Source organism: Halomonas sp. Cn5-12, from assembly GCF_021532545.1.
GTDB classification, from domain to species: Bacteria; Pseudomonadota; Gammaproteobacteria; order Pseudomonadales; family Halomonadaceae; genus Vreelandella; species Vreelandella aquamarina.
The window spans coordinates 149252-164036 of the sequence record NZ_JAKGAY010000002.1 but is presented as its reverse complement, the minus strand read 5'-3'; the positions used below and the strand labels follow the sequence as shown (position 1 = coordinate 164036).

The following is a 14785-nucleotide window of genomic DNA, read 5'->3' as shown; positions in this document are numbered from 1 at the left end:
TACAAGGAGCCGTTATGTCTCGTTTCACGTTGCACGCGCTTGCCCTCGGTGTGGCGACCGCCACGTTAAGTGTTTCTGCCAATGCCGCTACCGAAGTGACCTGGTGGCACGCCATGGGCGGTCAACTCGGTGAAATTCTGGAAGGCATGACCGAGGAGTTCAACGCCTCTCAAGACGAGTACCGCGTGACGCCCAGCTACCGCGGCAACTACACCGAAACCATGACCGGCGCCATTGCAGCGTTCCGTGCAGGCGAGCAGCCGCACATTCTGCAGGTGTTTGAAGTCGGCACTGGCACCATGATGAACGCCGATGGGGCGATTTATCCGGTGTATGAGCTGATGGAAGCTCATGGCCGTGCGTTTGATCGCGAAGCCTTCCTGCCCGCCGTGGTGGGCTACTACACCGATACCAACGGCAATATGCTGTCGTTCCCGTTCAACTCCTCTACGCCCATCATGTACTACAACCGTGATGCGTTTGAGGAAGCTGGCCTAGACCCGGAACAGCCGCCGCAAACCTGGGAAGAGCTCGCGGAATACGCCACCCAAATTACCGAATCGGGTGCGGCCAACTGTGGCTTTACCACCTCTTGGCCGAGCTGGGTGATGCTGGAGAACTTCTCCGCTATGCACAACTCGCCGCTGGGCACGCTGGAAAACGGCTTTGGCGGCATGGAAACCGAGCTGAACTTCAACAACGAGCTGGTCGCCCGCCACTGGGACAACCTGAAAACCTGGCAAGACGCTGGCGCGTTCAAATGGGGCGGCCCGGGTTCTGGCCCGGATGCCGAACCCATGTTCTACTCCCAGGAGTGCGCGATCTTCTTTGGCTCCTCTGCTTCCCGTGCCGACGTCGCTGCCAATGCCGACTTCGAAGTGGGCTTTGGCATGCAGCCCTACTACGACGACGTAGAAGGTGCGCCGCAAAACTCCATCATTGGCGGGGCTACCTTGTGGGCTTTGCAAGGCCACACCGATGAGGAGTACGCCGCCGTAGCAGCGTTTTTCGAGTATCTCTCCCAGCCGGAAGTTCAGGCCGAGTGGCACCAGCAGACCGGCTATCTGCCGATCACGCAAGCCGCTTGGGATCTGAGCCAAGAGCAGGGTTACTACGATGAGAACCCCGGTGCGGATATTTCGCTGAAGCAGATGACGCTGAACGAGCCCACCGAGAACTCCAAAGGCCTGCGCTTTGGCAACTTCGTCCAGATCCGCGACATCATCTCTGAAGAGATGGAAGCTGTGATGACCGGCAACAAGTCGGGCCAAGAAGCGGCCGATGCGGCGGTCGAGCGCGGCAACCAACTACTGCGCGACTTTGAATCCGCGAATCAGTAAGTAAGCACCTGCTTCGCCGCCTGCCCTTGGCAGGCGGCGAGCCTGTTTTTAAGTGCCCCACTTATTGGTGCCGTTTATAGACGCAGGATACGTCGCCTATGCAAACCAAACGCATGACCTTCCCAGGGCGTTTTTTGCCCTACGCCCTGCTGGCTCCTCAGGTCATTGTCACGCTGATTTTCTTCATCTGGCCGGCCGGACAAGCGCTCTATCAGTCGCTACTTCGTGAAGATGCTTTTGGGCTACGCACGACCTTCGTGGGACTGGAGAATTTTTCCCGCCTGTTTCGTGACGGCAACTATCTCAACTCGCTCTCGGTGACGGCCATTTTTGCCATTGGCACCACGCTGCTTTCCATGGCGGCGGCGCTGCTGCTGGCCTGCACGGTGAATCGCATGATTCGCTCGCGCAGCACCTACACCACGTTGCTGGTATGGCCCTATGCCATTGCCCCCGCCATTGCCGGGGTACTGTGGTGGTTCATCTTCAATCCCTCCATCGGCATCGTGCCTTATATGCTGGATATGGTGGGCTATCAGTGGAACCACCGCACCTCAGGGGCGGACGCCATGCTGCTGGTGATTTTTGCCGCCGCCTGGAAACAGATCTCCTATAACTTTCTGTTCTTCCTGGCCGGGCTGCAGTCGATCCCCCAATCACTTATCGAAGCCGCCGCCATCGACGGGGCCAGCCCCATGAAGCGCTTCTGGACCATTGTGTTTCCTCTGCTGTCGCCCACCACCTTCTTCCTGATGGTGGTGAACGTGGTGTACGCGATGTTCGATACCTTCGGGATTATTCACGCCACTACCCAGGGCGGCCCCGCCCAGGCCACCAACACACTAGTGTACAAGGTGTACGCCGATGGCTTTGTCGGCCTGAACCTGGGGTCATCTGCCGCGCAGTCGGTGATTTTGATGGTGATTGTGGTGGCACTCACGGTGGTGCAGTTCCGCTTTATTGAGCGCCGGGTGAACTACTAGCCGCAGGCTGACTGTTGGAGTCTTGTCATGGTTGAAAATCGTCCCTGGGCGAACTTTTTTGCCCACTTAACGCTGATGCTCGGCGTCGCGGTGGTGGTGTTTCCCGTCTACGTAGCGCTGGTGGCCTCGACCCAAGCGCCGGGCGACCTGCTACGCGGCACGCTACCAATGTTGCCAGGTGCCCACGGCATCGAAAACTTTACCCGTATGTGGCAATCCGGCGTCTCAAACGCGGGCGCGCCGCCGGCCGGCACCATGCTATGGAACAGCTTCATCATGGCCATGGCGATTACCGTGGGTAAGCTGTCGATCTCGCTGCTTTCCGCGTTTGCGATTGTCTACTTCCGCTTCCGCTTTCGGATGTTCTTCTTCTGGCTGATTTTCATCACGCTGATGCTACCCGTCGAAGTCCGCATTATTCCGACATTTCAGGTCGTTGCAGATCTCAATATGCTAAACAGCTTCGCGGGGCTTTCGATACCGCTGATTGCTTCCGCCACCGCGACGTTTCTGTTTCGGCAGTTTTTCATGACCATCCCCGAGGAGATGTTGGAAGCCGCGCGGGTCGATGGCGCAGGCCCACTGAAATTCTTTAAAGACATTCTGATGCCGCTCTCCATCACCAATATCGCCGCGCTGTTCGTGATCATGTTTATTTACGGCTGGAACCAGTATCTGTGGCCGCTGCTGATCACCACCGACCCGGACTACTACACCATTGTGATGGGCATTCAGCGCATGACCTCTGAAGAGAACCCCCAGTGGCACCTTATTATGGCCGCCGTGGTGATGGCGGCTCTGCCACCGGTATTAGTGATTCTGTTTATGCAACGCCTGTTTGTGAAAGGCCTGACCGAGACGGAGAAATAACCATGGCCAGCATTACCTTGGAAGGGCTGAAAAAAACCTACGCGGGCAACGTGGCGGCGGTCAAAGGGGTCGATTTACACATTCAGGACGGCGAGTTTGTGGTGTTGGTCGGGCCTTCCGGCTGCGGTAAATCCACCCTGCTGCGCATGGTGGCAGGCCTAGAGACCATCACCGAGGGCACCCTAAAAATCGGCGAGCGTGTAGTGAACCAGCTAGAGCCCGCCGAGCGGGATATCGCCATGGTGTTCCAAAACTACGCCCTCTACCCGCATATGACGGTGTATAACAACTTGGCGTATGGCCTGAAGAATCGCGGCTTCAAGAAAGACGACATCGACCAGCGGGTGCGCACGGCGGCCAAGATGCTGGAGATTGAGGACTTTTTGGAGCGCAAACCGCGCAAGCTCTCCGGCGGCCAGCGCCAGCGGGTGGCGATGGGCCGTGCGTTAGTGCGCGAGCCCGCCGCGTTTCTGTTTGACGAACCGCTCTCTAACCTAGATGCCAAGCTGCGCGTGCAGATGCGCGTGGAGATCAAACAGCTTCAGCGGCGGTTAAAAACCACCAGCCTCTACGTGACCCACGACCAGTTGGAAGCCATGACACTTGGCGATCGCTTGGTAGTACTTAACGCCGGTCAGATTGAGCAGGTGGGCACCCCGATGGAGATCTACGCCCGCCCAGCCACCATGTTTGTAGCGGAGTTTATTGGCTCCCCGGCCATGAACATGCTGCCGCTGGATTACCTTGCGCAGCAGGATACCCAGGGCGTGCTGAGCCAGTTGCCGAAAGAGACTGATACCGTCGGCATCCGCCCAGACGATATGCAGCTCGCCCCGCCAGCCGCGCCCTATATAACGTTGAACGCTACCTTGATGCTGTTTGAAGCCGCCGGGGCAGAGAGCCATCTCTACCTAAACTTGGCAGGCAGCGACCAACCTACGGTGGTGCGTACCGCAGGCCAGCCGCCGGTCAGCGAAGGTGAAACGCTGCAGGTGTACGTGACCAGCGATGCGCTTCACCCGTTCAACAGCACCACCGGCAAGCGCACCGCCCATTAGTACGCAGCGCCTTAGGCGGGTAACAACGTTACTCGCCTAAGGCGCAGTCGGTACCGCTATGCCCCAATCCTATTCGCATGGCCGATACCGGCATGGTTACCTGGGTATTCAAAAAAGAGACGAGCACAAGCACCGCAACGACGTCTCTTGGTATATTGCCAAACGGCCTGGCACCCGCCAGAAGCGAGATGCCAGGCGACAGAAAGTCGAAAAAATCAAAGCCAGTATCCGTGCCAAGATGGAGCACCCCTTTCGGTACATCAAACACGTTTTTGGTTATGGCAAGGCTCGCTATCGTGGACTGGCCAAAAACACTCAGCGCCTCACTTACTGCATGATGGCTGTCTGTCATCGCTTGTTCACTTGCCTGTCTTGGCAGTGTCATTGTGCCCGCGCAACATAATGAGAAACGTGATAAAGGGACGAATCGCTCATGCGGCTCTGTATCGTTAGCGAAACATGGTCTCCAGAAATTAACGGCGTTGCGCATACTCTCAACCGGATATGTCGTGAGCTGCAGCGGCTGGGCGTCACAATGGATGTGATTCGCCCTAAGCCTAAGGCACCCGGCAGTGCCGCCTATGCCACCCAAGAACTACAGGTTAACCACCTGGCGCTGCCCGGCTATCGTGATGTTCAGGTGGGATTTGCTCGCCCGTCCACGTTGCAGCGGTTTTGGCAACAGCACCGGCCAGATGTGATTTATTTAGCCACCCAAGGCCCGCTCGGCTGGGCAGCTCGCCAGGCAGCGCAACAGTTGAGCATTCCGCTGGTGGCAGGTTGGCACACCAACTTCGATCATTACTGCCATGATTACGGCGCCTCTTGGCTCTCTGCCGCGACTCGCCGCTATTTGCGCTACTTTCACAATGGCTGCGCACTGACACTAGTGCCCACTCATCAGCAAGCCACAGCTTTACGCCAACAGGGTATCCATGAAGTACAGGTGCTCGCTCGGGGGATTGATGGGGAAAAATTCTCTCCAGCTCACCGTAGTGCAGAGCTGCGTAAGCAGTGGGGAGTTAGCGAGCACCAGCCGGTCGCCCTCTATGTCGGGCGACTCGCACCAGAGAAGAATCTGGCCCTGCTACAAGAAACGCTGCAAGCCATGCGCAATGTGCGCCCCGATATGGCACAGGTGGTCGTTGGTGATGGCCCAGGGCGTGCACAGTTAGAGAAGGCACTCCCTGACGCACATTTCACCGGATTTGTGGATAAACATGAGCTAGCTTGCCACTACGCCAGTGCTGATATGTTTGTATTTCCTTCGCTGTCGGAAACGTGGGGCAACGTAGTAACGGAGGCAATGGCAAGCGGCTTGGCGGTAGTTGCTTATCGTCATGCAGCCAGCGCGGAGCTGATCCAAAACGGCCATAACGGGGTGACCGTAGCGCCTAACGACGCCCACGGCTTTCAAGAAGCGGCCGTGGCACTGTGCCAACACCCCGCCGATTACGCACGAATAGGAAGAGTTGCCCGTTTACGCGCGCTAGAACAAAGCTGGTCGGGCATTGCTGAGCAGTTTCTGCGCTACCTACACCATGCCCAGGAGGCCCACCATGCGAGCTCGCCCGCTTGTCGTATTCGATCGTCTTGACCTGTGGGAGTGGCGGTTTTGCCAACGGGTCACGCATCTCTCGCTCTACCGCCCCTGGCGGCTAACGCTGAAAACAGCCAGTAAGTTAGGCGACTGGCCGGTGTGGGTACTGCTGATTGCTGCCCAGCCCTGGCTTCAACCTGATGGCACGTGGCGGATGATGCAGTACTCGCTGATCGCCCTGGTAGCTGTCACGGTTTATAAGCTGGTCAAAACCAAGCTGTGCCGAGAGCGCCCCTTTATCACTTACCTGGGAGGCGTACACTGCGGTGAACCCGCTCGAGATCGCTACAGTTTCCCCAGTGGCCACACCATGCACGCCGTCATGTTCAGCGTATTAGTGGCCGCCCACACCCCCTGGCTGCTGCCGATTGTTCTTCCACTCAGCCTACTCATTGCAATTTCTCGAGTGGGGCTAGGGCTGCATTATGTCAGCGATGTACTGGTTGGTGGCGTGATGGGCTATGGCTTTGCACTGCTGAGCCTTTATTGGATGGGGTAAGAGTCTCTACATGCCAACATGCAAAAGCCACCCAAAAAAGGGTGGCTTTTTATTTATTACTCAATCACTTACATATCAGGCGGCATGTCGTCGCGATCCTCTGTAGCCGTCATAAATGATGTTTTAAACATCATGTACAGACCCACCCCCGAAAATCCTAGAAACAGCACGAACATGCAGAACATCAATACCATCACCATAGCGCTTGTCCCTGTCAGTGTGCGGCCGATGCGTTGACGTCTTATAACCGCTGATTTTGGTTTACCCGAAAGGATAGACCAAAATACTTTGCATATCTGTACAGGAACTATGCAACACCCCTAAGGCGAGAAAAAACGTTATATAAATCAATGTATTAATGATTGAAAAATAAACGCAAAAAAACCACCTCACAGTTGCGAGATGGCTGTTTTGCATCGCTGCCACTCCTTGGCTTCGATGATCAGCACGGCCTTATGCTGATAAGAGTGAGCAGGCTAAGAGTCCATTCACGTCCGTGATGCTTACTGGGCCTCCTGCCCTCCTCTACTGTCTATTAGCCTGCTCACGCTTTGATGGGTTGGAACTTGGTTGCCAACAGTGAAATTGGTTAAATCATCAATGGTGACACTATAAGTATTAACACTTATAACACTGCAGGCATTGGGCCAATCATACCAATAAATAAAAAATATCTTTAATATCAATAAATTAAACAAAAAAATAAAAGCCCAGCCTAACCGAAATTGACAGAAAACTCAGGGATGACATGGATAATATTGACACATGCGACAAATGCGCACGGTTCACATCTATGCTAAGGAGAGATAAGCAGCGTTGGTAAAACGTTCCACCTCATGGCTACTTACCGGTGGCAACCCGCACCAACAGCGCTTATGTTACTCATCACACCATGACGCCCCAGCGGGGCATTATTTAGTAGAGAGGAAAGACCCAATGAAACGCACCATTGCGCTTGGCATACTCTTACTGGCCACACTACTCACCATTAGCGGCTGTAACACAGTTCGCGGTATGGGCCAGGATATTGAGCAGGGTGGTGAAGCCATTCAGCGTTCGGCGGATTAAACCATGATGATGACCGTCTACCTTTCACATGGCTTGGAGAGTGGCCCAGGGGCACTGAAAATGCAGGCGCTCAAGGGTATTGCTGAACAGCTTGATGACTGTGAGCCGGTCGTCATGGATTACCGGGGCATGGACGAGCCAGCCGAGCGATTGAAACACCTTACCGCTACTCTGCTGGCTCGTGGTGATGACCCCGCCCGCTGTGTATTAGCAGGCTCAAGCTTAGGCGGCTGGCTCAGCGCTGCCGCCAGTACGCAAACACCGGTGTTGGGCTGTTTTTTACTCGCCCCCGCGCTTGGCCTGCCTGAGTACCCAGAGACCTCACCGACGATTCAAGCCCAGCATACGCATATCATTCATGGCTGGCGCGATGATGTGGTACCCCCAGGCCCAGTGATTGAGCGTGCCCGCCTACAGCGCTTGTCACTGCGAATGATTGATGACGATCATCGCCTGCATAGTAGCCTGGACACTATCCTGGACGACTTTACACGCTTCTTAGCCCAGTGTGCGGACGCCCGCCCACCGGTTTAGCCTCAGCAACGCACCGGAAAACGAAAAACGCGTAAAGCAGTCGACATAAGCACCCAAAACCTATGCAAATAATATACACCAAAAGGATAGTGCACATGTTTGGACTATTTAAGCGCGACCCAAAAAAGAAGCTTCAACAAGCGTACGAACGCAAGCTGCAAGCGGCGATGGAAGCTTCCCGCAACGGCGATATGCGCGCCAACGCCACACTGACAGAAGAGATTCTTGCCGACATCAACCGCCTTAAGGCTCAAGAGGGCTAACGCGGTGCGCACCGGTTTGGGTTTGGCTGCGCTGCTCACAGGCACCTTAACCACGCACGCCTACGGAAGCTGCCGCCATGGTGTGGGGCATCAGCTAGAAGGGCTGGGGATTCAACACACTTTCAGCCTGCTGCCCTGGGAACAGGCTGAGTGCGACCTCCCCGAGCCAACACTGGCTGATGCCGTGTTTGTACTCCCTGCCCCCATTTCCGCCGAGCCGATGCCCTAGGCGTCATCCGCCAACGCAGGCAGCAGCGTTTTTAGTTTACGGGTAAGCGTATTACGCCCCCAGCCCAGCAGCTCAGCGGCCTCGCCTTTGCGACCACCGGTATGCTTGAGTGCAGTTTCAATCATAATGCGCTCGAAATCGGGTACCGCCTCTTCCAGCAGGTGCGTATGGCCTTCTGCCAAAGCATGATCAGCCCAATCGCGAAATGCTGAACGCCAATCACCGTGGACGCTACTTTCCGACGCACCGACCGTGCGTAGCTCTGGCGGCAGGTCTTCTACCAGGATTTCCCGGCCAGAGGCCATGACCGTTAACCAACGGCAGATATTTTCCAGCTGACGTACGTTGCCGGGCCACGGCAGCCGGGTTAAGTGCGCCTCTGCCTCAGGGGTCAGCACTTTGATATCGGTGGAAAGCTCTTTCGCCGCTTCGGCCAAAAAATGCCGGGTTAGCCGGGGAATATCTTCGCGGCGCTCGGCAAGGCGCGGTAGATGAACGCGAATCACGTTCAGACGGTGGAACAAGTCTTCACGAAAGCGCCCATCATCTACCAACGACTCTAGGTTCTGGTGGGTTGCCGCGATAATCCGCACATCAACTTTTACCGGGGTATGCCCGCCCACGCGGTAAAACTCGCCGTCGGCCAGCACGCGCAGCAGACGGGTTTGCGTCTCGGCGGGCATATCGCCGATTTCATCCAGAAACAGCGTGCCACCGTTGGCCTGCTCGAAGCGCCCTTGGCGCTGGGCAGCCGCCCCAGTAAACGCGCCTTTCTCATGGCCAAAAAGCTCGGACTCTATTAAGTCACGAGGAATTGCCGCCATATTCAAAGCAATAAACGGCTTGCCCGCCCTCGGGCTGTGCTGATGCAGCGCCTGGGCGACACGCTCTTTACCGGTGCCCGACTCACCGTTAATCAGTACCGTAATGTGCGAATGGGAGAGCCGCCCAATGGCGCGAAAGACTTCCTGCATGGCGGGCGCTTCACCGATGATCTCGGCGCTTAGGCCTTCCGGCACGCTCACCGGCCGCTGGCGTTCACGGGCGTGGGCTACCGCACGGCGTACCAGCGCCAGCGCCTCATCCACATCAAACGGCTTGGGCAAGTACTCAAACGCCCCCCCCTGATAAGAGGCCACGGCGCTATCTAAATCGGAGTGAGCGGTCATGACAATGACCGGCAGGTCCGGGTGGGCTTCGCGAACCCGTGACATTAAATCCAGCCCATCAATCCCCGGCATGCGAATATCGGTCACCAGCACATCCGGTGGGCTTTCCAGCAGCCGTGCCAGCGCTGTGTCGGCACGCTCAATACACTCGACCTCTAGGTCTGGCTGCGCCAGTGCGCGCTCCAGCACCCAACGGATAGCGCGGTCATCATCGACAATAACCACCCGTGCAACATCGGTACGTGTCGCCTCAGTCATGACGCTTCTCCGGTGCAATTAATAACTAATGGAATCAGTAAACGAAATTCGGTATGTCCAGGTCGTGAGTCGCATTCGATCAATCCTTGATGTTGGTGCAAAATTGACTGAGCAATGGATAGCCCCAAACCGCTGCCTTCCGCGCGGCCAGACACCATCGGGTAAAAGAGGGTTTCGCGTAGGCTTTCAGGAATGCCAGGGCCGTTATCAATCACGCCGACTTCGCTCACTAGCCGGTGCCGCTCGGCGCCTAAAGTGAACTGGCGCCGGGCACGGGTGCGTAGAATCAGCTCCGGTGAGGGGGTCTCTGCATCGCTCATGGCCTGCACCGCGTTACGCGCCACGTTCAATACCGCTTGAATCATTTGCGACTCATCACCAGAAAGATCCGGCAGGCTGGGGTCGTAATCGCGGTTGACAGTGACATGGGGATGCTCGGCAATCAGCAGCGCTCGCACTCGCTCCAGCACTTTATGGATATTGACCGGCTCATGTTTAATGATGCGGTTCGGGCCCAGCATGGAATCAACCAAATCTCGTAAGCGGTCTACTTCTTCGACGATGATATGGGTAAATTCCCGTAGCGCCGGGTCGTCTAAATCACGCTCCAGCAGTTGCGCCGCACCGCGAATGCCGCCTAATGGGTTTTTCACCTCGTGGGCCAAGCCCCGCGCCAGCACCTTAATGGTCTCTTGGCGGGTGGTGAGCGCCTCTTCGCGGGAGATCTGCATCAAGCGGTCTCTCGGCTCGACTTCCAGCAGCAGCTCATCGGCTGAGAGGGGCGTTACCGTATAGTCCACCGTGAGCGGCTCACTATTGAGCGGCGTGATACGCGCTTCCCGCTGGGTATAGGGGTGAAAGGCATCCCGCGCTTTGGCCAATACCTCATCAATACTTTCCCCACCGCCTAGCAAGGTATCTAGACTAATACCCTGCACACGGCTAAAGCTCACCGCTAGCAGCGCTTCCGCCGCTGGGTTCATCCAGCGGACACGGAGTTCACCGTCGAGCAGTAGCACTGCGGTGGTGAGATGTTCTAATAAGCGCTGATACATGGCGTGTCCTGAAACGTCGCTCTAATAATAGTGTGATGAACAATAGCGTGATGGGATCGTTGAGAGAGGAACTGCAAAAAACGCGCCAATTAAGCACAAACGGCGGCATGCACGGCTGATGGGCAGCCAGCGTGGGCACAGCGAGCCGTTATAGCGCACTGCCGAACAAATTCAGATACTCCTATGCACCATTGTAGTGCATTGCACTATTCAGCAATAAAAATAGTCACCGGATCGGTGCGGTGTTGAATACGCCCTTGGCTATCCAACAGTTCGGCCTGCAGCTGGTGTTGGCCCGCTGGCAAGCCCGCCAGCCAGAACGCATCGCTATGCAGGGCAGATTGGCTTAGTTCGCCATTCACGAGCAGCTGAATTTGGTGGTCGTCGCGTAGCGGCGGCGAAACCGCCACTTCAACTGGCGTCATATTATTTCGCAGCGAGGCCCCCGCCGCTGGGTTAGCAATCGCAAAGCGGTCATAGGGCATAAACGGTTGGCCAGGATTCCCCTTCGCGCGGGGAGACAGAGAAGCAGGCCGAGCAGCGGTAGGCACGCTTGGCAGCGGGGCCAGAGTGATCGCTTTACCACCACGCTCTGGGTTGTCAGTAAACGTCACGTTGCCCTGCGCATCCACCACACGATACACCGTTTGAGCCTGCGCAGCGCTTACCCACAAGCCCAGCAGTAGCGCAGCCCCTGTGGACAAACCACTTTTTTGACGCAAACGCCATCTACTGATCATTACTTTCTCACCCTTATGCTGCTCCAACAAAAAACCCCGCCGAGGCGGGGTTTTTCAGGCTAATCACACCGCAAGGGTGATGTTAGCACTCTTGTTAAAACGGTGTTTAGCAACCGTTCTTAGCAAGAGTAGTACATGTCGAACTCGATCGGGTGAGTCGTCATGCGGATACGCTCGACGTCTTCCATCTTCAGCTCGATGTAGGCATCGATCATTTCCTCAGTAAATACGCCGCCTTCGGTCAGGAACGCACGGTCAGCATCGAGTGCTTCCAGTGCTTGGTCCAGGCTGTTGGCAACGGTCGGTACGGACTTGCCTTCTTCTGGCGGCAGGTCGTACAGGTTCTTATCCATGGCATCGCCAGGGTGGATCTTGTTCTTGATACCGTCGATACCCGCCATCAGCATCGCTGCGAACGCCAGGTAGGGGTTGGCAGTCGGGTCAGGGAAGCGAGTCTCTACACGCTTGCCTTTCGGGCTGGCAGTGTAAGGAATACGGATAGACGCAGAGCGGTTACGAGCACTGTAGGCCAGCATAACCGGCGCTTCGAAGCCCGGTACCAGACGCTTGTACGAGTTGGTAGACGCGTTGGTGAAGGCGTTCAGAGCACGGGCGTGCTTGATGATACCGCCGATGTAGTACAGAGCCATTTCAGACAGGCCAGCGTACTCATCGCCTGCGAACTGGTTCTGACCATCTTTCCAGAACGACTGGTGTACGTGCATACCAGAACCGTTGTCGCCTACCAGCGGCTTCGGCATGAAGGTAGCGGTCTTGCCGTAAGCGTGCGCCACGTTGTGGATCACGTACTTCATTTCCTGAACTTCGTCAGCTTTCTTCACCAGCGTGTTGAATTTAACGCCGATTTCGTTCTGACCCGCGTTGGCAACTTCGTGGTGGTGAACTTCCACGGTCTGGCCAATCGCTTCCAGGGTGTTACACATCGCGCCACGGATATCGTGGAAGCTATCGACCGGAGGAACCGGGAAGTAGCCGCCTTTCACGCGCGGACGGTGACCCAGGTTGCCAGTCTCGACCTTGCTGTCGGTGGCCCAGGCGCCTTCGTCGGAAGTGATCTTGTACATGGAGCCTTGAATGTCGGACTTCCAGTGCACTTCGTCAAAGATGAAGAATTCCGGCTCTGGGCCGAAGAAGGCGGTGTCGCCCAGACCGGTAGACTGCAGGTAAGCTTCTGCACGCTTAGCGATAGAGCGCGGGTCGCGATCATAGCCCTGCATGGTGGCAGGCTCGATGATGTCGCAACGCAGGATCAGGGTAGCGTCTTCGGTGAAGGGGTCCAGGAAGCCGGTGCCGTCTTCCGGACGCAGGATCATGTCAGACTCGTTGATGCCTTTCCAGCCATTGATGGAAGAACCATCGAACATCTGGCCGTTTTCAAAAAACTCTTCGTTCACGTCACGCGCAGGCACGGTCACGTGCTGCTCTTTACCGCGTGTGTCGGTGAAACGCAGGTCTACCCACTTAACATCATGTTCTTCGATTAGCGCAAGAGTCTTGGCTGACATAGTGTCCTCCGGTATGAGCGTGGCTTAAAGCTTGTAACTGTAAGCTATCGATAAAAGTGTTATTCAACAAACCGTTCAACACGCAGCTGCATGTGGCGCGTTTGTCTTTTTTGTTCGCTTAACGTTTGCCTGACGATGGACAACAAAACGCCCAGCGATCATTTCAGACCGGCTATCGTTGTAGCATGCCGAGAGGCTTCTGCATACGATCTAATAGCTGGTGACAAAACCATCTACAATGCATAAGCACAGAGCATGCCAACTCTGCACCATTATGGCATCAAAAATTTATAATGCTTTGTTTTTAAAATACAAAAACCTATGAAAAGATGCCTCTTCATGTAGCAAAGGCCTTTTGGTTGCGCACAAAAGCGCCTTTATTTTTTATTTGCGCACCATAAAAGCTCATAAAAAGGTATCAATGCACCAAGTTGGCTCAAAAAACCCAGCGCCTAGCGAGCTACCGTCAGAAAACTTTATCTTGATACGCAAACAAACCAAAATCTACAACAAATTACTTTCAGACATGCTTCATAACAAAGGAAGCCGCTTACATGGGTACGGTTTGCTTTATCGTTGACCCAGTGACAGGAGCCTTGCTACCGCGACACCTACGTTCCATCCGAGAGTCGGGCCTTGCAGAGCATGTGGCGCCAATTATTGTGACGTGCAATCAGATAGATGAGCGGCTATCGCCCATTGAGCAGCGCTACCATGTGCACTGCTTAATCACGCCCTCGCAAACGCTAGGCGCACGGATCAACCGGGCAGCCTATGTGAGCCAAGCGGAATGGGCTGATTGCGCTGGATAAACAGCCCCTGGCAGCACAGCTGTGGTACCTACTCTACCCACAGCTACACACCCTAGCGCTAGACGCGCTCTTGATTAGATTGGCCGAGTTCTGCCAACGCACACTACACTTAACGAGCCTTCTTATTTTTATTCACCCATAGTAAGGACGCTCACCATGCACAAGCACATTGAATGGGACGAGCCCGGCAGCGCCAGCGTAGCAACCCTCTTCAAGGACGACCCCGAACACACGCCCCCCTACCCAGGTGCCGTGCTTTCCGCCCGTTACCAAGGCCGCATTGTGCGGGTCAAAGTAGAAGCCTACCGCGAAGAAGATGCCGTGAGCATTGGCAGTGTGGCCGCCATTCTCGACCAACGCGGCCACCGCTCTCAGTCACACCAAAATCTCAACGTGGGCGATATGGTGCGACTCCCCGACGACAAACGCGCCATCGAACGCTGGGAAGAGGATGAGGATGAGGATGAGGAGAAGGAGTAGTTGCGGAATTTCTGATGCGCCTCCACAGAATCCGACTAACACACCCGCTTTGGCGAGTTCACGCATGGCGGCTTGGGTAATGGAGGTACCCGTCCCCAATAAAATCGAGGTGGTATTGGCAATGGGGATATTCCAGTAGCGGGATTTGCTGCCCTCATCGGTCACGTACTCCACTCGCCCTCCATTTACCAACACCCGGCAGTGCTGGAGGTAATAAAGGTTTGCACGCTTGGAATGCAGGATGGTTTTAAGGTCAGAAGGCGAAAAGTCATCCATGGCAGCTCTCCCTATATTTTTTACC

General features: G+C 55.7%; 15 protein-coding genes and 1 pseudogene. 12 read left to right on the top strand and 4 right to left on the bottom strand.

Going from position 1 to position 14785, the window contains the following annotated elements; all coding sequences use genetic code 11:
• Nucleotides 1-14 precede the first annotated feature (14 nt).
• From ugpB to L1249_RS02140, 11 genes and pseudogenes are all read left to right on the top strand, one after another.
• Nucleotides 15-1340 (top strand): sn-glycerol-3-phosphate ABC transporter substrate-binding protein UgpB, encoded by a 1326-nt coding sequence (gene ugpB / locus L1249_RS02190; protein WP_058578625.1) that lies wholly within the window; start codon nucleotides 15-17, stop codon nucleotides 1338-1340.
• A 98-nt stretch (nucleotides 1341-1438) separates the two neighbouring features.
• The gene (gene ugpA, locus L1249_RS02185; RefSeq protein ID WP_044628793.1) at nucleotides 1439-2323 is read left to right on the top strand and encodes a sn-glycerol-3-phosphate ABC transporter permease UgpA; all 885 of its coding nucleotides are present in this window, start codon (nucleotides 1439-1441) and stop codon (nucleotides 2321-2323) included.
• A 27-nt stretch (nucleotides 2324-2350) separates the two neighbouring features.
• A complete protein-coding gene (ugpE, locus tag L1249_RS02180) occupies nucleotides 2351-3193 on the top strand; it encodes a sn-glycerol-3-phosphate ABC transporter permease UgpE (RefSeq protein ID WP_054641590.1) in 843 nt (280 codons plus the stop codon).
• Between the two features lie 2 nt (nucleotides 3194-3195).
• Nucleotides 3196-4251 (top strand): sn-glycerol-3-phosphate import ATP-binding protein UgpC, encoded by a 1056-nt coding sequence (locus L1249_RS02175; protein WP_062361860.1) that lies wholly within the window; start codon nucleotides 3196-3198, stop codon nucleotides 4249-4251.
• A gap of 94 nt (nucleotides 4252-4345) precedes the next feature.
• Nucleotides 4346-4576 (top strand): annotated as a pseudogene (locus L1249_RS02170) (transposase); the annotation flags it as partial.
• A 108-nt stretch (nucleotides 4577-4684) separates the two neighbouring features.
• Nucleotides 4685-5848 carry a glycosyltransferase family 4 protein gene (locus L1249_RS02165; RefSeq protein ID WP_228169064.1) on the top strand — a complete coding sequence of 388 codons (1164 nt, stop codon included), beginning with the start codon at nucleotides 4685-4687 and terminating at the stop codon, nucleotides 5846-5848.
• Nucleotides 5811-6350 carry a phosphatase PAP2 family protein gene (locus tag L1249_RS02160; protein ID WP_058578628.1) on the top strand — a complete coding sequence of 180 codons (540 nt, stop codon included), beginning with the start codon at nucleotides 5811-5813 and terminating at the stop codon, nucleotides 6348-6350. The genes L1249_RS02165 and L1249_RS02160 overlap by 38 nt, the downstream gene beginning before the upstream one ends.
• A 936-nt stretch (nucleotides 6351-7286) precedes the next feature.
• Complete coding sequence (locus L1249_RS02155) at nucleotides 7287-7418, top strand: entericidin A/B family lipoprotein (RefSeq protein WP_044628799.1); 132 nt, start codon at nucleotides 7287-7289, stop codon at nucleotides 7416-7418.
• A gap of 6 nt (nucleotides 7419-7424) precedes the next feature.
• Nucleotides 7425-7952, top strand: a complete 528-nt coding sequence (locus tag L1249_RS02150) for an alpha/beta fold hydrolase (RefSeq protein ID WP_054645276.1) — start codon at nucleotides 7425-7427, stop codon at nucleotides 7950-7952.
• A 95-nt stretch (nucleotides 7953-8047) separates the two neighbouring features.
• Complete coding sequence (locus L1249_RS02145; RefSeq protein WP_139794523.1) at nucleotides 8048-8215, top strand: DUF6435 family protein; 168 nt, start codon at nucleotides 8048-8050, stop codon at nucleotides 8213-8215.
• A gap of 4 nt (nucleotides 8216-8219) precedes the next feature.
• Nucleotides 8220-8444: a hypothetical protein gene (locus L1249_RS02140; protein WP_074211171.1), complete on the top strand. Its 225-nt coding sequence runs from the start codon at nucleotides 8220-8222 to the stop codon at nucleotides 8442-8444.
• Here L1249_RS02140 and ntrC read toward each other — a convergent pair.
• The 4 genes from ntrC to glnA all read right to left on the bottom strand — a co-directional run bounded on the left by ntrC (nucleotide 8441) and on the right by glnA (nucleotide 13192).
• Nucleotides 8441-9871, bottom strand: coding sequence for a nitrogen regulation protein NR(I) (gene ntrC, locus L1249_RS02135; RefSeq protein WP_054641592.1), 1431 nt, complete (start codon nucleotides 9869-9871; stop codon nucleotides 8441-8443). The two genes, L1249_RS02140 and ntrC, sit on opposite strands and share 4 nt — an antisense overlap.
• Nucleotides 9868-10926 (bottom strand): nitrogen regulation protein NR(II), encoded by a 1059-nt coding sequence (glnL, locus tag L1249_RS02130; protein ID WP_058578630.1) that lies wholly within the window; start codon nucleotides 10924-10926, stop codon nucleotides 9868-9870. Before glnL ends, ntrC begins: the two co-directional genes overlap by 4 nt.
• Nucleotides 10927-11132: 206 nt before the next feature.
• Complete coding sequence (locus L1249_RS02125) at nucleotides 11133-11666, bottom strand: DUF4124 domain-containing protein (RefSeq protein ID WP_058578631.1); 534 nt, start codon at nucleotides 11664-11666, stop codon at nucleotides 11133-11135.
• Nucleotides 11667-11785: 119 nt separating this feature from the next.
• Nucleotides 11786-13192 (bottom strand): glutamate--ammonia ligase, encoded by a 1407-nt coding sequence (gene glnA / locus L1249_RS02120; RefSeq protein WP_172415825.1) that lies wholly within the window; start codon nucleotides 13190-13192, stop codon nucleotides 11786-11788.
• A gap of 968 nt (nucleotides 13193-14160) precedes the next feature.
• Between glnA and L1249_RS02115 the strand changes: the two genes are divergently transcribed.
• On the top strand, nucleotides 14161-14484 hold the full coding sequence (locus L1249_RS02115; RefSeq protein WP_172415824.1) for a hypothetical protein: 324 nt from the start codon (nucleotides 14161-14163) through the stop codon (nucleotides 14482-14484).
• Nucleotides 14485-14785 lie beyond the last annotated feature (301 nt).

Excerpts from the sequence above, each read along its gene's own strand:
- L1249_RS02160 (WP_058578628.1), top strand. The coding sequence starts at position 5,811 with ATGCGAGCTCGCCCGCTTGTCGTATTCGATCGTCTTGACCTGTGGGAG.
- glnA (WP_172415825.1), bottom strand. The coding sequence starts at position 13,192 with ATGTCAGCCAAGACTCTTGCGCTAATCGAAGAACATGATGTTAAGTGG.
- glnL (WP_058578630.1), bottom strand. The coding sequence starts at position 10,926 with ATGTATCAGCGCTTATTAGAACATCTCACCACCGCAGTGCTACTGCTC.
- ugpE (WP_054641590.1), top strand. The coding sequence starts at position 2,351 with ATGGTTGAAAATCGTCCCTGGGCGAACTTTTTTGCCCACTTAACGCTG.
- L1249_RS02150 (WP_054645276.1), top strand. The coding sequence starts at position 7,425 with ATGATGACCGTCTACCTTTCACATGGCTTGGAGAGTGGCCCAGGGGCA.
- L1249_RS02175 (WP_062361860.1), top strand. The coding sequence starts at position 3,196 with ATGGCCAGCATTACCTTGGAAGGGCTGAAAAAAACCTACGCGGGCAAC.
- ntrC (WP_054641592.1), bottom strand. The coding sequence starts at position 9,871 with ATGACTGAGGCGACACGTACCGATGTTGCACGGGTGGTTATTGTCGAT.
- ugpA (WP_044628793.1), top strand. The coding sequence starts at position 1,439 with ATGCAAACCAAACGCATGACCTTCCCAGGGCGTTTTTTGCCCTACGCC.
- L1249_RS02125 (WP_058578631.1), bottom strand. The coding sequence starts at position 11,666 with ATGATCAGTAGATGGCGTTTGCGTCAAAAAAGTGGTTTGTCCACAGGG.
- L1249_RS02115 (WP_172415824.1), top strand. The coding sequence starts at position 14,161 with ATGCACAAGCACATTGAATGGGACGAGCCCGGCAGCGCCAGCGTAGCA.
- L1249_RS02155 (WP_044628799.1), top strand. The coding sequence starts at position 7,287 with ATGAAACGCACCATTGCGCTTGGCATACTCTTACTGGCCACACTACTC.
- L1249_RS02165 (WP_228169064.1), top strand. The coding sequence starts at position 4,685 with ATGCGGCTCTGTATCGTTAGCGAAACATGGTCTCCAGAAATTAACGGC.
- L1249_RS02145 (WP_139794523.1), top strand. The coding sequence starts at position 8,048 with ATGTTTGGACTATTTAAGCGCGACCCAAAAAAGAAGCTTCAACAAGCG.
- ugpB (WP_058578625.1), top strand. The coding sequence starts at position 15 with ATGTCTCGTTTCACGTTGCACGCGCTTGCCCTCGGTGTGGCGACCGCC.